The sequence below is a fragment of the Citrobacter sp. C348 genome, from assembly GCF_047467975.1.
Taxonomy (GTDB): Bacteria; Pseudomonadota; Gammaproteobacteria; order Enterobacterales; family Enterobacteriaceae; genus Citrobacter; species Citrobacter gillenii.
This window is the reverse complement of the sequence record NZ_JASJUJ010000005.1, coordinates 255392-277502: the sequence shown is the minus strand read 5'-3', so window position 1 is coordinate 277502 and position 22111 is coordinate 255392. Positions and strand designations below refer to the sequence as shown.

Annotated in this window: 16 protein-coding genes; 12 read left to right on the top strand and 4 right to left on the bottom strand. The window is 54.7% G+C overall.

Translation table 11 applies throughout. The annotated features are described in order from the left end of the window. Positions 1-20 precede the first annotated feature (20 nt). The 4 genes from QNN86_RS12395 to mutH all read right to left on the bottom strand — a co-directional run bounded on the left by QNN86_RS12395 (position 21) and on the right by mutH (position 3014). Positions 21-1061 carry an NADP(H)-dependent aldo-keto reductase gene (locus QNN86_RS12395; RefSeq protein ID WP_414211187.1) on the bottom strand — a complete coding sequence of 347 codons (1041 nt, stop codon included), beginning with the start codon at positions 1059-1061 and terminating at the stop codon, positions 21-23. Positions 1062-1168: 107 nt separating this feature from the next. Continuing rightward, complete coding sequence (ygdR, locus tag QNN86_RS12390; RefSeq protein ID WP_000758655.1) at positions 1169-1387, bottom strand: lipoprotein YgdR; 219 nt, start codon at positions 1385-1387, stop codon at positions 1169-1171. 142 nt (positions 1388-1529) lie between these two features. Next, positions 1530-2243: a TerC family protein gene (locus tag QNN86_RS12385; RefSeq protein ID WP_096755846.1), complete on the bottom strand. Its 714-nt coding sequence runs from the start codon at positions 2241-2243 to the stop codon at positions 1530-1532. Positions 2244-2321: 78 nt separating this feature from the next. After that, on the bottom strand, positions 2322-3014 hold the full coding sequence (mutH, locus tag QNN86_RS12380; protein ID WP_181617767.1) for a DNA mismatch repair endonuclease MutH: 693 nt from the start codon (positions 3012-3014) through the stop codon (positions 2322-2324). 684 nt (positions 3015-3698) lie between these two features. On the opposite strand from mutH, the gene rppH reads away from it, so the two are divergent. The 12 genes from rppH (at position 3699) to recD (ending at position 22092) form a co-directional block, all read left to right on the top strand. After that, positions 3699-4229, top strand: coding sequence for an RNA pyrophosphohydrolase (rppH, locus tag QNN86_RS12375; protein WP_135324454.1), 531 nt, complete (start codon positions 3699-3701; stop codon positions 4227-4229). A gap of 12 nt (positions 4230-4241) precedes the next feature. Continuing rightward, on the top strand, positions 4242-6488 hold the full coding sequence (gene ptsP, locus QNN86_RS12370; RefSeq protein WP_115257570.1) for a phosphoenolpyruvate--protein phosphotransferase: 2247 nt from the start codon (positions 4242-4244) through the stop codon (positions 6486-6488). 189 nt (positions 6489-6677) lie between these two features. Continuing rightward, a complete protein-coding gene (gene lgt, locus QNN86_RS12365) occupies positions 6678-7553 on the top strand; it encodes a prolipoprotein diacylglyceryl transferase (protein WP_115257571.1) in 876 nt (291 codons plus the stop codon). Between the two features lie 6 nt (positions 7554-7559). Beyond that, positions 7560-8354, top strand: a complete 795-nt coding sequence (thyA, locus tag QNN86_RS12360; protein ID WP_005123418.1) for a thymidylate synthase — start codon at positions 7560-7562, stop codon at positions 8352-8354. 184 nt (positions 8355-8538) lie between these two features. After that, a complete protein-coding gene (locus tag QNN86_RS12355; protein ID WP_181617766.1) occupies positions 8539-9009 on the top strand; it encodes a prepilin peptidase-dependent protein in 471 nt (156 codons plus the stop codon). Next, on the top strand, positions 9000-9563 hold the full coding sequence (locus tag QNN86_RS12350) for a prepilin peptidase-dependent protein (RefSeq protein ID WP_181617765.1): 564 nt from the start codon (positions 9000-9002) through the stop codon (positions 9561-9563). The genes QNN86_RS12355 and QNN86_RS12350 overlap by 10 nt, the downstream gene beginning before the upstream one ends. Further along, positions 9560-9967, top strand: a complete 408-nt coding sequence (locus QNN86_RS12345; protein WP_181617764.1) for a DUF2509 family protein — start codon at positions 9560-9562, stop codon at positions 9965-9967. Before QNN86_RS12350 ends, QNN86_RS12345 begins: the two co-directional genes overlap by 4 nt. Beyond that, positions 9952-10275 carry a prepilin-type N-terminal cleavage/methylation domain-containing protein gene (locus tag QNN86_RS12340; protein WP_096755854.1) on the top strand — a complete coding sequence of 108 codons (324 nt, stop codon included), beginning with the start codon at positions 9952-9954 and terminating at the stop codon, positions 10273-10275. Before QNN86_RS12345 ends, QNN86_RS12340 begins: the two co-directional genes overlap by 16 nt. Before the next feature lie 12 nt (positions 10276-10287). Beyond that, positions 10288-13656 (top strand): exodeoxyribonuclease V subunit gamma, encoded by a 3369-nt coding sequence (gene recC, locus QNN86_RS12335; RefSeq protein WP_414211183.1) that lies wholly within the window; start codon positions 10288-10290, stop codon positions 13654-13656. A gap of 177 nt (positions 13657-13833) precedes the next feature. Then, positions 13834-16722: a pitrilysin gene (gene ptrA / locus QNN86_RS12330; RefSeq protein ID WP_414211181.1), complete on the top strand. Its 2889-nt coding sequence runs from the start codon at positions 13834-13836 to the stop codon at positions 16720-16722. Then, positions 16715-20260, top strand: a complete 3546-nt coding sequence (gene recB, locus QNN86_RS12325; protein WP_414211180.1) for an exodeoxyribonuclease V subunit beta — start codon at positions 16715-16717, stop codon at positions 20258-20260. The genes ptrA and recB overlap by 8 nt, the downstream gene beginning before the upstream one ends. Beyond that, positions 20257-22092 (top strand): exodeoxyribonuclease V subunit alpha, encoded by a 1836-nt coding sequence (gene recD / locus QNN86_RS12320; RefSeq protein WP_414211179.1) that lies wholly within the window; start codon positions 20257-20259, stop codon positions 22090-22092. Before recB ends, recD begins: the two co-directional genes overlap by 4 nt. Positions 22093-22111: the final 19 nt, after the last annotated feature.

The following is a 22111-nucleotide window of genomic DNA, read 5'->3' as shown; positions in this document are numbered from 1 at the left end:
GCGCCATCAGGCACTACACATTACGGTGCAGGATAGGTATAAACCTGATGCACCGCTTCAATCTCTGCCAGTACCTCTTCGCTTAACGTCAGATGCAAACTTTCGACATTGGTTTTTAGCTGCTCCATAGTTGTCGCCCCCAGCAGGGTGCTGGCGACAAACGGCTGGCGACGCACAAAGGCCAGTGCCATCTGCGCCGGGTCCAGATTATGGCGTTTGGCGATATCTACGTAGGCGGCGACGGCTTTTTGCGTCTGTTCGCCGCTGTAGCGCGTGAAGCGACTAAACAGCGTATGGCGTGCGCCGGCAGGCTGTGCGCCGTTCAGGTACTTACCGGTTAATGTGCCAAAGCCCAGGCACGAGTAGGCCAGCAGTTCAATGCCTTCGTACTGGCTGACTTCCGCCAGTCCCACTTCAAAGCTACGGTTCAGCAGGCTGTAGGGGTTCTGGATAGTAACAATGCGCGGCAGGTCGTGTTTGTCCGCCAGGTGTAAATAGCGCATTACGCCAAATGCGGTTTCGTTGGACACGCCGATATAGCGAATTTTCCCGGCGCGCTGAAATTCGGTCAGCGCTTCCAGTGTTTCCAGCAGAGTGACTACCGGGGCAGAGTCTGTCCAGCTGTAGCCCAGCTTGCCAAAGCAGTTGGTTGGGCGCTGTGGCCAGTGAACCTGATACAGGTCCAGATAATCAGTTTGCAGGCGTGTGAGGCTGTCGTTCAGCGCCTGGCGAATGTTTTTACGATCCAGCGCCTGATTCGGGCGAATGCCGCTGTCATTATTACGCGACGGACCGCTGACCTTCGAGGCGACGATCAGTTTTTCACGGTTACCGTGTTTAGCGAGCCAGTTGCCGACGTAGGTTTCCGTGAGGCCCTGGGTTTCCGGGCGTGGCGGGACCGGGTACATCTCGGCAACGTCGATTAAATTGATGCCTTGTGCAACGGCATAGTTAAGCTGTGCATGTGCGTCGGCTTCGCTATTTTGTTCACCAAACGTCATTGTGCCCAGCCCCAGTGTACTGACTTCCAGCGAGCTGTGGGGTATACGGTGATATTGCATAGCCGTTTCCTTTTTATAATCACAACATAAGGATTATAAAAATGGCTGAGGGAAGGGAAAAAGGGAAGCAAAATTGTTAAGGCCAGCAGCGAGGCTGACCTCAACCATCAACGCTCAATGATTTGAGACACGTCGTCGCGGTTAATCTGCATCGCATTGCCTTGCTGATCGTGATAGCTCACCAGACCGGTATCATCATCAATTTCGGGTTTACCGTCGGTCAGGATCATCCGACCATCTTTGGTCGCCATCACATAATCACTGCTGCATCCAGAAACGGCAAAAGCCAATCCTACCGCGGAAATTATGACTGCCCATTTTTTCATCTATTTATCCTCACATGGCCTGCGTCTGACACTAGTTTAGTAATAACGCGAAGTTATGCCGGGCGAAAGCAGTAAAATCTTAATCTGTGAGAAGAAAAGGTGATGCGGGTCATCGCTCCCCTTGCGGGGAGCGACAAAAGCGTTAGAGCGGGTTCTTTTTATTGCGCAACAGGTTCAGGGTCTCTACACCGATAGAGAAGAACATGGCGAAATAAATGTACCCTTTCGGCACATGCACATCGAAACTTTCCAGAATCAGCGTGAAGCCGACCAGAATCAGGAAAGAGAGCGCCAGCATTTTTACCGAGGGGTGGCGATCCACAAATTCACCAATCGGGCGTGCCGCAAACATCATCACGCCGACGGCGATAACTACTGCCGCCATCATGATAAACAGATGATCGGACAAGCCTACTGCGGTGATGACGGAGTCCAGGCTGAAGATAATGTCTAACAACATGATCTGCACAATCGCCCCGAGGAACGAGGATACGCGTGTTTTCAGCCCTTCTTCTTCACCTTCTATAGACTCATGAATCTCCTTACTGGCTTTCCAGATTAGGAACAATCCACCGAGCAGAAGGATCAGGTCACGCGCTGAGATCGCCTCGCCAAACACCTCAAACAGCGGGTTGGTCAGACGCGTGACCCAGGCGATAGACGCCAGTAGTGCCAGACGCATGATCATCGCTGCCGCCAGTCCGATACGTCGGGCATGACTGCGTTGTGCGGTCGGGAGTTTAGCAACGACCAAAGAAAGGAAAATAATATTGTCGATCCCCAGAACGATCTCCAGCAGCGTCAGCGTACCGAGCGCCAGCCAGGCGTTAGGATCGGTTATCCATGCAAATAACATCGAACAAAGTCCTGCCAAAAAAAAGAAGCGCTAATTATAGGCGCGTAACGCGGCGGGCGAAAGGCCGGGCTGCGCCTATTACGCCTGGAATAAAAAATGCCGCTCAAGCAATGCGCGCGTGAAGTTCTTTTTCAGATAAAAACCGCGCGGTAGCGTCAGAATTGGCTCGCCATTCGCGCCAATGGCTTCGGTTAGCGCTTTCGCATTGGCGGCTTTTGGGCGCAGCTGCAGCACTTCCCCATGGCGGGCGGTAATGTGTTCGACGTGGCCCAGCACAATCATGTCCATCAATTCTTCCCAGTCCAGGCGTAATTGCCGGTCTTCTTCTTCATTCGGACTCCATAACAGCGGGGATCCTACGCGCCGCTCAGCTAACGGGATGCTGCGTTCACCTTCAACCGGCATCCATAGCACGCGTTTAAGCTTATGGCGGACATGGCTGGTTTCCCACGTGACGCCGGTATTGCCGGTTAACGGCGCCACGCAAACAAAGGTGGTTTCCAGCGGCCTGCCAAGACTGTCTACAGGGATCGTTTTCAGCTCTACGCCCAGCGCCGCAAAATCCTGCTCCGGCTTGCTGCCCGCGCTGGCCCCGAGCCAAATCTCCAGCAGCACGCCGATCCAGCCTTTGTCCCGTTTCAAATCGTTGGGGATCACAATCCCCGCCATTGCCGCCAGCTCCCCTAACGTGTAGCCCGAAAGCCGCCGTGCCTGGGCAAGCAGCAGGGCTTCGGATTCAGGGGGAGAAAGCAGTGGCTGGAGTTCTGACATTGAGTTAACCCTTAGGCGAAAAAATGAGCAATGATTTTATACCGAGTGGACAGAGTTTATCTTTTTCCACAGGCTTTACTCAATTATCTGATTTATATTGATTTTTAAATTTCATAATCAGGAGTTGCGCAACAACCGATGAGGTTTTCCAATTCTGGTCACTGACAATGAACAGGATCTTACACCATGTTATCCACAGAAAGATGGGATAACTGTGAAAAACTCCCACTACTGTTTCAATTTACAGCCTTGACGTGCGACGAAAATCGAATTTTCACACAAATTGTGCCTAACTTATTGGCACAATCTGTGGATAAAACCAACGCTGGTTGATCTTTCATCAGCTCGAGGATCGTATGCGTGATGTACATCACGTTTCTGTGCGTTAGGTGACAATATTTGCTTTTAACTCAATGAATATAGACGACTAATTTTTATGTGTGACAAAGGTCATATTCAGACTGTTCCGGGTTTTCCCATAGTAATTCCGTACTTCTTCACAACTATATCCACAGAAAAGGTGAATAAAATCGCCTAACTCAGCCTACCTCTGTTTATAACTCAGTCCTTTGCTGTGAGTTATTCAATTGTTATTAGAGTCTCGTGTGCTTAACACAGTGGTTTACCGCCTCTCAGGAGTGTGAAACAATCGTTTATATATAAGGTTTATGTTGAGGTAGTCCGGTGATTGATGACGATGGCTACCGCCCGAATGTAGGAATAGTAATTTGTAACCGCCAGGGGCAGGTCATGTGGGCCCGGCGATTTGGTCAGCACTCCTGGCAATTTCCACAAGGTGGGATTAACGCAGGAGAGACGGCAGAGCAGGCGATGTACCGGGAACTGTTTGAAGAAGTGGGCCTCAGTCGTAAAGATGTGCGGATCCTGGCTTCTACTCGTAACTGGTTGCGTTACAAGTTACCGAAACGTTTGGTGCGTTGGGACACGAAGCCGGTTTGTATCGGCCAGAAACAAAAATGGTTTCTTCTGCAATTGATAAGCAGCGATGCTGAGATCAATATGCAAACCAGCAGCACGCCCGAGTTTGATGGCTGGCGTTGGGTGAGTTACTGGTATCCGGTTCGACAGGTAGTGTCATTTAAACGCGATGTCTATCGCAGGGTGATGAAAGAATTCGCAAGTGTTGTGATGGCGCTTCAGGAGAGTACCCCAAAGCCACAAAGCGCACCTGCGTACAGACGTAAAAGAGGTTAAGCTACGCAAATTATGCTCACCCGCCTGCGCGAAATAGTCGAAAAGGTGGCCAGTGCTCCGCGTCTTAATGAGGCGCTGAATATTCTGGTTACCGACATCTGTCTTGCGATGGATACAGAGGTCTGTTCGGTTTATCTGGCCGATCACGACCGACGTTGTTATTACCTGATGGCGACCCGGGGACTCAAAAAACCACGCGGTCGCACCGTTGCGCTTGCGTTTGATGAAGGTATCGTTGGCCTGGTGGGCAGGCTGGCGGAACCGATTAACCTCGCCGATGCGCAAAAACACCCCAGCTTCAAATACATCCCTTCAGTAAAAGAAGAGCGATTTCGCGCCTTCTTAGGCGTGCCGATCATTCAGCGCCGCCAGCTATTGGGTGTGCTGGTGGTCCAGCAGCGTGAACTGCGCCAGTACGATGAAAGCGAAGAGTCATTCCTGGTGACGCTCGCCACGCAAATGGCCGCCATTCTTTCTCAGTCGCAGCTCACCGCGTTGTTTGGTCAATACCGGCAAACGCGCATTCGTGCGTTGCCTGCCGCACCCGGCGTGGCGATTGCCGAAGGCTGGCAGGATGCCACGCTGCCGCTGATGGAGCAGGTGTATCAAGCGTCAACGCTGGATCCGGTACTAGAACGCGAACGACTGACTGAGGCGCTGGAAGAAGCCGCCAATGAATTCCGCCGCTACAGTAAGCGCTTTACGGCGGGAGCGCAAAAAGAGACGGCGGCGATCTTCGATCTTTACTCGCACCTGCTTTCCGACACCCGTCTGCGCCGCGAGCTGTTTGCAGAAGTGGACAACGGTTCGGTGGCGGAGTGGGCGGTTAAAACGATTATCGAGAAGTTCGCTGAACAGTTTGCCGCCCTCAGTGATAACTATCTCAAAGAGCGGGCCGGGGATTTACGTGCGCTCGGCCAGCGTCTGCTGTTCCATCTTGACGATTCGATTCAGGGGCCAAATGCCTGGCCGGAACGTTTCGTGTTAGTGGCAGATGAGCTTTCCGCGACCACGCTGGCAGAGCTTCCGCAGGACCGACTAGTTGGTGTGGTGGTCAGAGACGGCGCTGCCAACTCCCATGCGGCAATTATGGTGCGCGCGCTGGGTATTCCGACTGTGATGGGGGCCGACATCCAGCCGTCGGTACTCCACCGCCGTACGCTGGTGGTGGACGGTTATCGCGGCGAGCTGCTGGTTGATCCTGAACCGGTTTTGATTCAGGAATATCAGCGACTTATCAGTGAAGAGATTGAACTCAGTCGCCTGGCAGAAGATGACGTTAACCAGCCAGCCCAGTTGAAAAGCGGCGAGCGCGTTAAGGTGATGCTCAACGCCGGGCTGAGTCCGGAACACGAGCAAAAACTGGGAAGCCGGATCGACGGCATCGGGCTGTATCGCACCGAAATTCCGTTCATGCTACAAAGCGGATTTCCGTCAGAAGAAGAACAGGTTGCTCAGTATCAGGGCATGCTGCAAATGTTTAACGACAAGCCGGTGACGCTGCGTACGCTGGACGTCGGGGCTGATAAGCAACTGCCTTACATGCCCATCAGTGAAGAGAATCCGTGCCTTGGCTGGCGCGGGATCCGCATTACGCTCGATCAGCCGGAGATCTTTTTGATCCAGGTCCGCGCAATGCTGCGTGCCAACGCGGCAACCGGCAACCTGAGTATTTTGCTGCCGATGGTCACCAGTATTGATGAAGTTGACGAAGCGCGGCGCTTGATTGAGCGCGCCGGGCGCGAAGTGGAAGAGATGATCGGCTACGCGATCCCGAAACCGCGCATCGGCATCATGCTGGAAGTCCCGTCGATGGTCTTTATGCTGCCTCATCTGGCGAACAGGGTTGATTTTATCTCGGTGGGTACTAACGATCTGACCCAATATATTCTGGCGGTCGATCGTAACAATACGCGGGTCGCCAGCATTTATGACAGCCTGCATCCTGGGATGTTACGTGCGTTGGCGATGATTGCCCAGGAAGCCGAGAGAAGCGGCATCGATTTACGTCTGTGCGGTGAAATGGCGGGTGACCCAATGTGTGTGACGATTTTAATCGGCCTGGGTTTTCGCCACTTATCAATGAACGGTCGTTCTGTGGCACGAGTGAAATATCTGCTGCGCCACATCGATTTTGATGAAGCGCAAACGCTGGCACAGCGCAGTCTGGAAGCGCAACTGGCGACGGAAGTGCGCCATCAGGTGGCGGCATTTATGGAACGCCGCGGTATGGGCGGTTTGATTCGCGGAGGACTGTAGGCCTGATAAGCGTAGCGCCATCAGGCAATACGGGGGGAAAGATTAACTATACAGATCTTTTACATCTTCCCGGCATCCGCTGAGATCCCCTTGTGCTATCATTCGCACCTTCGGAGCGCCTGTATCATACAGGCGCGCTTATCAATTGCTGTCTGACTTCAGCGAAATAACAAGAACTTGTGGTGACAGATGACCAGTAGCTATCTGCATTTTCCGGAATTCGATCCGGTCATTTTCTCAATTGGACCCGTCGCACTTCACTGGTACGGCATGATGTATTTGGTGGGGTTTATTTTCGCGATGTGGCTGGCGACGCGCCGCGCTAATCGCCCAGGAAGTGGCTGGACCAAAAACGAAGTTGAAAACTTACTCTATGCAGGCTTCCTCGGGGTATTCCTCGGTGGGCGTATCGGTTACGTGCTGTTCTACAACTTCCCGCTGTTCCTTGATAATCCGCTGTATCTGTTCCGCGTCTGGGATGGCGGAATGTCATTCCACGGTGGTCTCATCGGTGTGATTCTGGTGATGATTATCTTCGCCAAACGCACCAAGCGTTCGTTCTTCCAGGTGTCTGACTTCATTGCTCCGTTGATTCCGTTTGGTCTGGGTGCCGGGCGACTGGGCAACTTTATCAACGGCGAACTGTGGGGACGCGTTGACCCGAACTTCTCGTATTCCATGCTGTTCCCGGGCTCGCGCACCGAAGATATCTTACTGCTGCAAACCAACCCGCAGTGGCAGTCTATTTTTGATACCTACGGCTCGTTGCCACGCCATGCGTCTCAGCTTTATGAGATGGCACTGGAAGGCGTAGTGTTGTTTATCATTCTTAACCTGTTTATTCGTAAACCGCGTCCGATGGGCTCGGTCTCTGGTCTGTTCCTGATTGGCTATGGCGCGTTTCGTATCATCGTTGAATTTTTCCGCCAGCCGGATCAGCAGTTTACTGGCGAATGGGTACAGTACATCAGCATGGGGCAGATCCTGTCTATCCCGATGATTGTCGCCGGTATCATTATGATGGTTTGGGCGTACCGCCGCAGCCCACAGCAACACGCTTCCTGAGGAATCATGAAACAGTATTTAGAACTGATGCAAAAAGTGCTGGATGAAGGCACACAGAAAAACGACCGTACCGGAACCGGAACGCTTTCCATTTTTGGTCATCAGATGCGTTTTAACCTGCAGGAAGGGTTCCCGCTGGTGACGACGAAACGCTGCCATTTGCGCTCTATTATTCATGAACTGCTGTGGTTTTTGCAGGGTGACACTAACGTGGCTTACCTGCATGAAAACAACGTCTCTATCTGGGATGAATGGGCTGATGAAAACGGCAATCTGGGCCCGGTCTATGGTAAACAGTGGCGTGCATGGCCTACGCCAGATGGCCGCCATATTGACCAGATAACCACGGTGCTCAACCAACTGAAAAATGACCCGGACTCACGCCGTATTATCGTTTCCGCGTGGAACGTGGGCGAACTGGATAAGATGGCGCTGGCGCCGTGCCATGCGTTCTTCCAGTTCTATGTGGCAGACGGTAAGCTCTCCTGCCAGCTGTATCAGCGTTCGTGCGATGTGTTCCTCGGCCTGCCGTTCAACATTGCCAGCTACGCTTTGCTGGTCCACATGATGGCGCAGCAGTGCGATCTCGAAGTCGGTGATTTTGTCTGGACAGGCGGCGATACGCACCTGTACAGCAACCACATGGATCAAACCCACCTGCAGCTCAGCCGTGAACCGCGTGCCTTGCCGAAGCTGGTCATCAAGCGTAAGCCTGACTCTATCTTCGACTATCGTTTCGACGATTTCGAGATTGAAGGCTACGATCCGCACCCTGGCATTAAAGCGCCGGTTGCTATCTAACCGAACTCTACCCTGCCACGACCGACGCCCTCACGCGTCGGTTTTTTTTGCCCCGAACTCAGTTTTTCGATGCCGATTCCTGAAATTTTGCTATGCGCTGCAACGAAGTAAATATTCCCCGAAGCTCGCCGAACAACCCGAATTCCCTGCTCGTGATTATTTTCCTTCTCGCCATACTGGCGGCATGAAAAAACAACAAGGCTATACGCTGATTGAAACACTGGTGGCCATGCTCATCATCGTCACGCTCAGCGCGTCAGGCCTGTATGGCTGGCAACGCTGGCAGCAACAGCAACGGTTGTGGCAAACCGCCAGTCAGGTGCGGGACTATCTGCTGCAACTGCGTGAGGATGCCAACTGGCATAACCGTGACCATGTCATCGGCGTTATCAGAGAGGGAACGTCATGGTGTCTGGTCAGCTCTGCTGCGGCTCAAAATAGGTGTAAACCCGTCTCGCCGTTGGTGTTAACTCCGCGCTGGGACGATGTTGAGATAGCAGACATGACGCCATCGTTGGCCTTTTTTGGCCTGCGCAACACCGCATGGGCCGGGCATATTGGTCTGAAGAATGCGGCGGGTGAATGGTGGGTGGTGATATCGGGTTGGGGGCGTATTCGGCTTTGCGAGCGTGATGAGGCAGATGTATGTCGGTAAACGAACGCGGTTTTTCATTGCTGGAGGTGCTGATCGCAATGGCTATCAGCAGCGTTTTGCTACTGGGGGCTGCGCGCTTTTTACCGGCGCTTCAGCACGATATATTGCTCAACACGAGCCAGCTAGCCCTCGAGGACGAACTGTGGCAGCGGGTCTATACGGTGGCGAAACATCTCCAGCGGGCAGGGTACTGTCACGGAAACTGTAGCGGTGAAGGGCTGGTGATATCGGGACACGGTGATTGCGTAATTGCGCGTTGGGACGCTAACGGTAACGGCATTTGGGAGACAACCCCAGCTAAAGACGCGGACCAGATAGGTTTTCGTTTACAAGACCAGGTGCTGGAAACCTTGCGTGGTGCGACATCCTGCGATGGAAAAGGCTGGGATAAAATGACCGATCCTGGCACTGTTCTGATTGAGACATTTCAGGTTGAACGCCAGAACATCAGCGGATTTGCGCCCATCCTGACCCTGCGTCTGCGCGGAGCCAGCAAAAGTGCGCCACAAAAGGTTATTGAAGCGCGCTATAGCGTGACGGGGTTTAATCTGTGAACCGGGAACGCGGCGTATCGTCCCTGGCGATGGTGCTTTTGCTTCTGCTGCTCGGCGGCCTGCTGCTGCAGGGGCTTAGCCAGCAGGAAGCCAGTTTTGCTTCGCGCGTTGCCACGGAAAGTCAGGCTTTGCAGCGCCAGGCTGTGGTGCAATCCGCCATGGAATGGGGACGCATGCAGTCCTGGCAACGGCAACCGGCCGTGCAATGCCGGCGTGATTCAACCGCGAATGCAGCCGTTTGTCTGCGATGGTATGGCGAGGATAACGTGTTGCTTATTACCGACTATGAAGGGATGTCACTATGGCGGCAGGGCGAGGTTATCGATGGCAATATTGTATTTTCCGCACATGGCTGGAGCGATTTCTGCCCGCTAAGAGAGGCAGCACTGTGCCTGCTACCCTGAACCGGCAACGCGGTTTTAGCCTGCCAGAAGTGATGCTGGCAATGGTGCTTATGGTCATGATTGTGACCGCATTGTCGGGGTATCAAAGGGTATTAATGAACAGTTTCCTCATCAGAAGTCAGTACCAGCAGCTGTGGCGTCATGCGTGGATGCAAACCCAAATGACGGCATTTCCGTCGCCGTTAAACTGGCAGGTAAACCGAATGCAGACAACGCGGGCGGGATGTGTCAGCATCAACGTCAAACTTTCTTCACCCTTGGGCAGGCAAGGTCAAATGACGCGTCTGCATTGCCCAAACAGTCAGTAGTCAGGAGTCGCTATGTTAAGGGTCTACCACTCCAATCGTCTGGATGTGCTGGAAGCGTTAATGGAATATATCGTTGAGCGCGACCGGCTCATCGATCCCTTTGAATCTGAAATGATCCTGGTTCAAAGTACCGGCATGGCGCAATGGCTACAAATGACTCTGGCACAGAAGTTCGGCATTGCCGCCAATATTGACTTCCCGCTACCTGCGAGTTTTATCTGGGATATGTTTGTGCGGGTACTGCCGGATATCCCAAAAGAAAGTGCGTTCAGCAAGCAGAGTATGAGCTGGAAGCTGATGACGCTGCTGCCGCAGTTGCTGGATGACGAGGCGTTCACGCTACTGCGCCAGTATCTGACGGACGATACCGACAAGCGTAAGCTGTTTCAGCTCTCCTCACATGCCGCTGACCTGTTTGACCAGTACTTAGTCTACCGTCCTGACTGGTTGACGCAGTGGGAGTCGGGGAAACAGGTTGAAGGATTGGGGGAGTCTCAGGCCTGGCAGGCACCGTTGTGGAAAGCGTTGGTGGAATACACCGCAGAGCTGGGGCAAGAGCGCTGGCACCGAGCCAATTTATATCAGCGATTTATTCAGACCCTGGAAAATGCCTCAAGCTGTCCGCAGGGGCTGCCCGCTCGCGTCTTTATTTGCGGCATTTCCGCACTGCCGCCCGTGTATCTTCAGGCCCTGCAGGCGCTGGGGAAGCATATTGAAATTCATCTGCTGTTTACCAATCCATGTCGTTACTACTGGGGTGATATAAAAGACCCCGCGTATCTGGCAAAGCTGCTGGCACGTCAGCGTCGGCATAGCTTTGAAGAACGTCATCTGCCGCTGTTTCGTGATAGCCAGAATGCTGAAGAGTTGTTTAACAGCGACGGCGAACAGGATGTCAGTAACCCGCTTCTGGCCTCGTGGGGCAAACTGGGGCGGGACTATATTTACCTGCTTTCCGAACTGGAAAACAGCCAGGAGCTGGATGCGTTTGTGGATATCACGCCTGACAATCTTTTGCATAACATTCAGTCGGATATCCTTGAACTGGAAAGCCGGGCCGTGGTGGGCGTTAATCTGGAGGAGTATTCGCGCAGCGATAATAAGCGCTTACTTGAGCCGAATGACACCAGCGTAACGTTTCATGTTTGCCACAGCCCACAGCGCGAGGTGGAAATTCTTCATGACCGCCTGCTGGCGATGCTGGCGGCGGACCCAACGCTGACGCCGCGCGATATCATCGTCATGGTGGCGGATATCGACAGCTACAGCCCCTTTATTCAGGCTGTTTTTGGCAGCGCGCCGGCCGATCGCTATTTACCGTATGCCATTTCTGACCGTCGTGCGCGCCAGTCCCATCCGGTTTTACAGGCGTTTATTAGCCTGCTGTCGCTGCCGGACAGCCGCTTTGTCTCCGAGGATGTGCTGGCGTTACTCGATGTTCCCGTGCTGGCGGCGCGCTTCAACATCAACGAAGAAGGGCTGCGCTATCTCCGCTTATGGGTGAATGAGTCAGGCATTCGCTGGGGCATTGACGATGACAACGTGCGTGAACTGGCACTGCCGCCGACAGGCCAACACACCTGGCAATTTGGTTTGACGCGCATGCTGTTGGGCTATGCGATGGAAAGTGCGCAGGGGGAGTGGCAATCCGTACTGCCGTATGATGAGTCCAGCGGTTTGATCGCCGAACTGGTGGGGCATCTGGCTTCGCTGTTGATGAAACTGAATCTCTGGCGTCGGGGTCTGGCGCAGGAACGTCCGCTGGAAGAGTGGTTGCCTGTTTGCAACGACATGCTTAATGATTTCTTCCTACCGGATGTGGATACCGAAGCAGCAATGACGCTGATTAAGGATCAGTGGCAGGCCATTATCGCTGAAGGTCTGGGGGCTAAATACGGCGAGGCCGTGCCGCTTTCGCTGTTACGCGATGAGCTGGCACAACGGCTCGATCAGGAACGCATTAGCCAGCGTTTCCTCGCAGGTCCGGTCAATATCTGTACCCTGATGCCGATGCGATCGATTCCTTTCAAGGTAGTGTGTCTGCTGGGCATGAACGACGGCGTTTATCCGCGCCAGCTTGCGCCTCTGGGTTTTGATCTGATGAGCCAAAAGCCGATGCGTGGTGACCGAAGCCGCCGCGATGATGACCGCTATCTGTTTCTGGAAGCCCTGATTTCGGCGCAGCAAACGCTCTACATCAGCTACATTGGTCGTTCAATCCAGGACAACAGCGAACGCTTTCCGTCGGTGCTGGTACAAGAGTTGCTGGACTACATTGGGCAAAGCCACTATTTGCCGGGTGATGAAGCGCTCACCTGTGATGAAAGCGAGGCCCGGGTAAAAGCGCACATAACCCGTTTGCATACCCGCATGCCTTTTGACGCACAAAACTATCTGCCGGGAGAGCAGCAAAGTTATGCCCGGGAGTGGCTGCCCGCGGCGAGCCTGACAGGCAAAGCACACACTGATTTTGTGCAACCACTGCCATATGTCATGCCTGAAATCCTGACACTAGAGACGCTGCAGAGATTTTGGGCACACCCGGTGCGGGCTTTTTTCCAGATGCGGCTACAGGTGAACTTCCGCTCTGAAGAGAGTGATATTCCGGAGACAGAACCCTTTATCCTTGAAGGATTAACCCGCTATCAGCTTAATCAGCAGCTGCTTAACACGCTGGTTGAACAGCATGATGCGGAGCGTTTGTTCCGTCACTTCCGTGCGGCAGGTTCGCTACCTTACGGGGCATTTGGCGAAATCCTATGGGATGCCCAGCGCCAGGAAATGCAGTCGCTGGCCGAGCGTATTATCGCTTGTCGCCAGCCGGGTCAGAGTATGGAGATCGATCTCAACTGCAACGGCGTGCAAATCACCGGGTGGCTAACGCAGGTTCAGCAGGACGGTTTGTTGCGCTGGCGCCCATCTTTGTTAAGCGTTTCTCAGGGCGTGCAACTTTGGCTGGAACATCTTGTCTATTGTGCCAGTGGTGGAACGGGTGAGAGCCGGCTGTTCCTGCGTAAAGATGCAGAGTGGCGTTTTCCTCCACTGGATGCCGAGCAGGCAATGCGCTACCTGGCGCAGCTTGTTGACGGGTATCGCGAGGGCATGTCATCGCCGTTGCTGGTGCTACCGGAAAGCGGTGGGGCATGGATAAAAACCTGTTATGACGCCGCAAATGATGCCATGTTAGAGGACGACGACACGCGGCAAAAAGCGCGTAGTAAGTTTTTGCAGGCCTATGAAGGCAACATGATGGTACGCGGTGAGGGTGACGATATCTGGTATCAACGCCTGTGGCGTCAGCTGGAGCCGGATACGCTAGAGGCCATTGTGGCGCAGTCTCAGCGCTTTTTGTTACCGTTATTTCGCTTTAATCAGTCATGATGATTGTATAAAAATTGCGCAATTTGATAGCTTCCTCTATGATGCGCTTTCTGTCACGGACTGATTCTTACACATAAGATGCTGACTCGTTCAGCACAAAGTCTTGCCCTGTTCAGACCCCGCCTTTCTGCGTGGTTTGCTGTGAACAGGTGAATACGTTAATGATGAGGTTTGTGAATGCCCCGCAGCACCTGGTTTTGCGCAATACTGTTGTTCGTCGCCCTTTGGGCGCCCGTAAGTCAGGCAGATACCGGTTGGCAGCCCTTAGCTGAAACCATCCGTAAAAGCGATAAAGATACCCGCCAGTATCAGGCCGTGCGCCTGGACAACGGCATGGTCGTGTTGCTGGTATCCGATCCCCAAGCCGTGAAATCCCTTTCCGCACTGGTGGTGCCCGTTGGGTCTCTGGAAGATCCCGACGATCATCAGGGGCTGGCGCATTACCTCGAACACATGTGCCTGATGGGCTCGAAAAAATACCCGCAGCCGGATAGCTTAGCGGAATTCCTTAAAATGCACGGCGGCAGCCACAATGCCAGCACGGCGCCTTATCGCACGGCTTTCTATCTTGAAGTTGAAAACGACGCGCTGCTCGGGGCGGTGGATCGTCTGGCGGACGCCATTGCCGAACCGTTGCTGGATAAAAAATATGCCGATCGCGAGCGTAATGCCGTTAACTCTGAGCTGACGCTGGCGCGTACCCGTGACGGTATGCGTATGGCGCAGGTGAGTGCCGAGACCATCAACCCGGCGCACCCGGGCTCGCGCTTCTCCGGCGGTAACTTGCAAACGCTGAGCGACAAGCCGGGTAATCCGGTGCTGCAGGCTTTACAGACGTTTCATGAAAAGTACTACTCGGCAAACGTGATGAAAGCGGTAATTTACAGCAATAAACCGCTGCCAGAACTGGCGCGGATAGCCGCTGATACCTTCGGACGGGTGCCGAACAAAAATATCGAAAAGCCGGAAATCACCGTCCCGGTAGTTACCGACGCGCAAAAGGGCATCATAATCCACTATGTCCCGGCGATGCCGCGTAAAGTGCTGCGCATTGAGTTTCGTATCGATAACAACAGCGCACAGTTTCGCAGTAAAACCGACGAGCTGGTGACGTACCTGATTGGCAACCGCAGCCCTGGTACCTTGTCTGACTGGCTGCAAAAGCAGGGGTTAGTGGAAGGTATCCGCGCAGACTCTGACCCGGTGGTCAACGGTAACAGCGGCGTATTAGCCATTTCCGCGACCTTAACCGACAAAGGCCTGGCGAATCGCGATGAAGTGGTTGCGGCCATCTTCAGCTATCTCAACCTGTTACGCGAAAAAGGCGTCGATAAACGTTATTTCGACGAACTGGCGCACGTGTTGGATCTCGACTTCCGCTATCCATCCATCACCCGTGATATGGACTATGTGGAATGGCTGGCAGATACCATGATCCGCGTTCCGGTAGAGCATACGCTGGATGCGGTAAATATTGCCGACCAGTATGATGCGAAAGCTGTACAGCAACGTCTGGCGATGATGACGCCGCAAAACGCACGTATTTGGTACATCAGCCCGAAAGAGCCGCATAACAAAACCGCATACTTTGTCGATGCGCCTTATCAGGTCGATAAAATCAGCGACAAAACCTTCACTGACTGGCAGCAAAAGGCGCAGGGCATTGCGCTGTCTTTACCTGAGTTGAACCCCTATATTCCGGACGATTTCACGCTGATTAAAGCGGATAAAAAATATGCACATCCGGATCTGATCGTCGATGAGCCTGATTTACGCGTGGTCTATGCGCCGAGCCAGTATTTTGCCACTGAGCCGAAGGCTGACGTTAGCGTGATACTGCGTAACCCGAAGGCGATGGACAGCGCCAAAAACCAGGTGTTATTCGCGCTTAACGATTACCTGGCAGGCATTGCGCTCGATCAGTTAAGTAATCAGGCTGCGGTAGGTGGCATTGGTTTCTCGACCAACGCTAACAACGGTTTGATGCTCAACGCCAACGGCTATACGCAACGTTTACCGCAGCTTTTTCAGGCGCTGCTGAGCGGCTATTTCAGCTATACCTCTACGGACGAACAGCTGGAACAGGCGAAATCCTGGTACGCGCAGATGATGGACTCTGCGGAAAAAGGCAAAGCCTACGACCAGGCGATTATGCCGGTACAGATGCTTTCTCAGGTGCCGTACTTCTCGCGTGATGAGCGCCGTAAGCTGCTGCCTTCTATTACCTTAAATGAGGTGATGACCTACCGTGAAAAGTTAAAAACGGGAGCGCGTCCGGAATTCCTCGTGATAGGTAATATGAGCGAGGCGCAGGCGAAGACCATGGCGCGGGACATCCAGAAACAGCTGGGTGCTAACGGCTCGGAGTGGTGTCGTAACAAAGATGTGGTGGTGGACAAAAAGCAGTCCGTTATCTTTGAAAAAGCGGGCAGCAGCACAGACTCCGCGCTGGCTGCGGTATTTGTCCCCACCGGCTACGATGAATACACCAGCTCTGCCTACAGCGCCATGTTAGGACAGATTGTGCAGCCGTGGTTCTACAATCAGCTGCGTACCGAAGAGCAGTTGGGATACGCCGTATTTGCCTTCCCGATGAGCGTAGGCCGTCAGTGGGGGATGGGCTTCCTGCTGCAAAGCAGTGACAAGCAACCGTCTTATCTGTGGGACCGCTACAAAGCATTTTTCCCCACGGCGGAAGCGAAGCTGCGGGCGATGAAAGCCGATGAGTTCGCGCAAATTCAGCAGGCCATCATTGCGCAAATGCTGCAGGCGCCGCAAACGTTGGGGGCAGAAGCGTCGCAGTTAAGCAAAGATTTCGATCGGGGTAATATGCGCTTCGATTCACGTGATAAAATCGTGGCTCAGATTAAACTGCTGACGCCGCAAAAGCTTGCCGATTTCTTCCATCAGGCGGTGGTTGAGCCGCAAGGCATGGCGATACTGTCACAAGTTTCCGGCAGTCAAAACGGGAAAGCAGACTATGTGCGCCCGGAAGGCTGGAAAGTGTGGCAGACCGTCAGCGCGTTGCAGCAAACCTTACCCCTGATGAGTGAAAAGAATGAATGATGCCGCTGAGTCCCTTGATCCTCTCCGCTTGCCCCTGACGGGCGAGCGTCTGATTGAAGCCTCCGCAGGCACCGGTAAAACCTTTACCATCGCCGCCCTGTATTTACGTTTACTGCTTGGACTGGGCGGCTCCGCCGCCTTTCCCCGTCCGCTGACCGTCGAAGAACTGTTAGTGGTCACCTTTACCGAGGCGGCCACCGAAGAGCTGCGCGGTCGTATTCGTAGCAACATCCATGAACTGCGCATTGCCTGCCTGCGTGAAACCACCGATAACCCGCTGTACGCTCGTCTGCTAGATGAAATTGCCGATAAGAAGCAGGCCGCCCAGTGGCTGCTGCTGGCTGAACGACAGATGGATGAGGCGGCGGTATTTACCATCCACGGATTTTGTCAGCGCATGCTCAGCCTCAATGCCTTTGAGTCTGGCATGTTGTTTGAACAACAGCTGATTGAAGATGAATCACTGCTGCGTTATCAGGCCTGCGCGGACTTCTGGCGTCGGCATTGCTACCCGCTGTCTCGCGACATTGCGCAGGTGGTTTTTGAAACGTGGAAAGGGCCGCAGGCGCTGCTGAGGGATATCGATCGCTATCTGCAGGGGGAAGCGCCGGTGATTAAAGCGCCGCCGTCAGCAGATGAAACGCTGGCATCCCGACACGAAAAAATCCTCGCGCGCATCAACCAAATCAAGCAGCAATGGTGCGATTCGGTTGATGAGCTGGACGGATTACTGGAAGCCTCCGGGATCGACCGACGTAAATTTAACCGGGGCAATCAGGGCAAATGGATCGAGAAGATAAGCGCCTGGGCGCAGGAAGAAACGCAAAGTTATCAGCTGCCTGATGCTCTGGAAAAATTCTCCCAGCGTTTTCTGCAAGATCGCACCAAAGCGGGCGGCGTTACGCCGCAGCATCCGCTCTTTGTTGCCATTGATGAACTGCTCGCTGAGCCGCTGTCCATTCGCGATTTGGTGATCACACGGGCGCTGGCGGAGATCCGCGAGACGGTGGCTGCAGAAAAGCGTCGACGCGGCGAACTGGGTTTTGACGATATGCTCAGTCGTCTCGATGCAGCGCTGCGCAGCGAAAGCGGCGACGCGCTGGCGACAGCCATCCGCAGCCGTTTTCCGGTGGCCATGATCGATGAATTCCAGGACACCGACCCACAACAATATCGCATTTTCCGCCGTATCTGGCAGCATCAGCCGGATACGGCCCTGCTGCTGATTGGCGACCCGAAACAGGCGATTTACGCGTTTCGCGGCGCGGATATTTTTACCTATATGAAGGCGCGCAGCGAAGTGAGCGCGCACTACACGCTCGACACCAACTGGCGCTCGGCGCCTGGCATGGTTAATGGTGTGAATACGCTGTTTTGCCAGATGACCGACGCCTTTATGTTCCGTGAAATCCCCTTTAGTCCGGTGAAATCCGCCGAAAAAAATCAGTCGTTGCGGTTTGTCCTGAACGGTGAAACACAGCCAGCGATCAACATGTGGTTGATGGACGGGGAAAGTTGCGGTGTCGGTGACTATCAGAATTACATGGCCCGGGTTTGTGCGACGCAAATTCGTGACTGGCTGAAAGCCGGACACGCGGGCAAGGCGCTTCTGACGAGCGCTAAAACATCACGACCGGTACGCGCGTCGGATATCAGCGTGCTGGTGCGCAGTCGCCAGGAGGCAGCGCTCATCCGCGATGCGCTGACGCAACTGGCGATCCCGTCGGTCTATCTTTCCAACCGTGACAGCGTCTTTGATACCCTCGAAGCGCAGGAACTGCTGTGGGTATTGCAGGCGGTGATGACGCCGGAGCGTGAAAATACGCTGCGTAGCGCACTGGCAACGTCGATGATGGGGCTGAATGCGCAGGATATCGAAACGCTCAATAATGATGAGCAGGCATGGGATGCGGTAGTCGAGGAGTTTGACGGCTACCGTCAGCTCTGGCACAAGCGCGGCGTGATGCCGATGCTGCGCGCGCTGATGTCGGCGCGCCAGATTGCGGAAAACCTGCTGGCAACGGCGGGGGGCGAGCGTCGCCTGACCGATATTTTGCACATCAGCGAATTGCTACAGGAAGCCGGTTCGCAGCTGGAAAGCGAGCATGCGCTGGTGCGCTGGTTATCCCAGCATATTCTTGAGCCAGACAGCAATGCATCCAGCCAGCAGCTCAGGCTGGAAAGCGACAAGCACCTGGTCAAAATCGTCACTATCCACAAATCGAAGGGGCTGGAATATCCGCTGGTCTGGCTGCCTTTTATCACCCATTTTCGCGTTCAGGATCAGGCCTTCTATCACGATCGCCGTTCGTTTGAAGCGGTGCTGGATCTCAGCCAGGCTGATGAGAGCGTCGAGCTGGCTGAGGTTGAGCGTCTGGCGGAAGATCTGCGTCTGCTCTACGTCGCACTGACCCGTTCGGTATGGCACTGCAGCCTTGGCGTTGCGCCGTTGGTGCGACGTCGGGGCGATAAAAAAGGCGACACCGACGTGCATCAAAGCGCGCTGGGCCGCCTGTTGCAAAAAGGCGAGCCGATGGATGCCGCGGGTCTGCGTGGTGCGATTGAAGCGTTATGTAGCGACGATATTGCCTGCCGGGTCCCTGATGAACCCGACGCAGAACGTTGGCTTTCTGCTGAAGAAAGCCGCGAGCCGTTGAGCGCGCGGACGCTGCCGCGTCTGCCTGGCGACAACTGGCGCGTTACCAGTTATTCCGGCCTGCAACAGCGCGGGCACGGTATCGCGCAGGATCTGATCCCCCGGCTGGACGTTGATGCGGCGGGCGTCGGTGAAACGATTGTGGAATCCGGACTCACGCCGCACCAGTTCCCGCGTGGGGCGTCACCGGGAACATTTTTGCATAGCCTGTTTGAAGCGCTTGATTTTACCCAGCCGGTGGACCCGCTTTGGGTGCAGGAACAACTCGCGCTTGGCGGGTATGACGCACATTGGGCGCCGGTTCTGACCCCGTGGCTGGAGGCCATTTTGCATGCGCCGCTCAACGAAACTGGCGTGAGCCTGAGCGCACTTTCAGCGCATGAAAAACAGGTGGAGATGGAGTTTTATCTGCCGATTTCGCAGCCGCTGATTGCCAGCCAACTGGATGCGTTGATCCGTCAGTATGACCCGCTCTCGGCGGGCTGTCCTCCGCTGGACTTTATGCAGGTACGCGGCATGCTGAAAGGGTTTATCGACCTGGTGTTCCGACATCAGGGGCGTTATTACCTGCTCGACTACAAGTCTAACTGGCTGGGCGAAGACAGTACGGCGTACACCCAGCAGGCGATGGCCGCTGCTATGCAGGCGCATCGCTATGATCTGCAATATCAGCTTTATACCCTGGCGCTGCACCGCTATTTACGTCATCGCATTGCAGACTACGACTATGAACGTCATTTTGGCGGCGTCATCTACCTCTTCTTGCGCGGCGTTGACAGCGAACAACCGCAACAGGGGATTTACGCGACCCGACCTGACGCAGAATTGGTCGCCTTGATGGACGAGATGTTTGCTGGTGCGACACTGGAGGAGACGTTATGACAATCCAAACGCGATTACTGGAGGCGGTAGAGCAAAAGCAGCTCCGGGCGCTGGATGCCCAGTTTGCGCTGGCGGTTGCCGGTAACGATAACCCTGCGGTCACGCTGGCAGCGGCGCTACTCAGTCGTGAAGCGGGTGATGGGCACGTCTGTTTACCGCTTTCCCGTTTATCCTTAAGTGAAGACGCCCATCCTCTGCTGAGCGCATGGCTAGGCGAAGCAGGTGAGCCAGCAGACTGGACTGAATGCCTGCTGGCCTCCGTGGCGGTGAGTCGCGGCGAGCGTCCCACTCCGCTGGTGCTGTACGGCGATCGCCTGTACCTGAACCGGATGTGGAATAACGAACGTACGGTCGCCCGCTTTTTCAGTGAAGTTAACCAGGCCATCGATGTCGATGAGTCGCGGCTGGCCCAGACGCTGGAGACGCTTTTTCCGCGAACAGAAGAGGGCGTTAACTGGCAAAAAGTGGCGGCGGCCGTGGCGCTGACTCGCCGTATATCGGTGATCTCCGGCGGACCGGGAACCGGTAAAACCACCACGGTTGCGAGGCTGCTGGCGGCATTGATTCAGATGACCGACGGCGAGCGCTGTCGTATTCGCCTGGCGGCACCGACGGGAAAAGCGGCGGCGCGTTTGACCGCATCGCTGGGCGCGGCCCTGCGTGAGCTGCCGCTGACCGATGAGCAAAAGAAACGCATTCCGGATGATGCCAGTACGTTGCATCGGCTGTTGGGTGCGCAGCCAGGCAGCCAGCGTCTGCGCCACCATGCGGGCAACCCCCTGCATCTGGACGTGCTGGTGGTGGATGAAGCTTCGATGATTGACTTGCCCATGATGTCGCGCCTTATTGAAGCGCTACCGCCGCACGGACGGGTGATTTTTCTTGGCGATCGTGACCAGCTTGCCTCCGTTGAGGCGGGCGCGGTGCTGGGGGATATCTGTGCCTTTGTGAATGCCGGGTTTACCCCCGAACGTGCAAAACAGCTGAGTCGGCTGACCGGCAGCACCATTCCGGCAGGCGTGGGCACCCAGGCCGCCTCTTTGCGGGACAGCCTCTGCCTGCTGCAAAAAAGCTACCGTTTCGGCAGTGATTCCGGTATCGGCCAGCTGGCGTCGGCGATTAATCGCGGTGATAAAGCCGCGCTGAAAACGGTGTTCCTGCAGGGATTTAGTGATATCGAAAAACGCACCCTGCACAGCGGGGAAGACTATGCCGCCATGCTTGAAGAGGCGTTAGCCGGATATGGTCGCTATCTGGATCTGCTGCGCGAAGGCGCAGAGCCGGGTGCTGTCATTCAGGCATTCAATGAATATCAGCTGCTGTGTGCCCTGCGCGAAGGGCCATTCGGCGTCAGCGGACTGAATGAACGCCTTGAACAGGTGATGGCGCAAAAACGTAAAATCCAGCGTTCCGCGCATACTCGCTGGTACGAGGGGCGACCGGTGATGATTGCGCGTAATGACAGTTCGTTGGGGCTGTTTAACGGTGATATTGGCATTGCGCTCGATCGCGGGCAGGGGCTGCGGGTTTGGTTTACACTGCCGGATGGGTCCATCAAGTCGGTGCAGCCCAGCCGCTTACCGGAACATGAAACCACCTGGGCGATGACGGTGCACAAATCGCAAGGGTCTGAATTTGATCATGCGGCGTTGATTTTGCCCAGCCAGCACTCACCCGTTGTCACCCGCGAACTGGTATATACCGCAATTACCCGCGCGCGCCGCCGCCTGTCGCTGTACGCCGATGAGCGGATATTAAGCGCCGCTATCGCCATTCGTACCGAACGCCGCAGCGGACTGTCGGCGTTGTTTAATGACGGGATTACAGAGTAGGTTTTGTAGGCCGGATAAG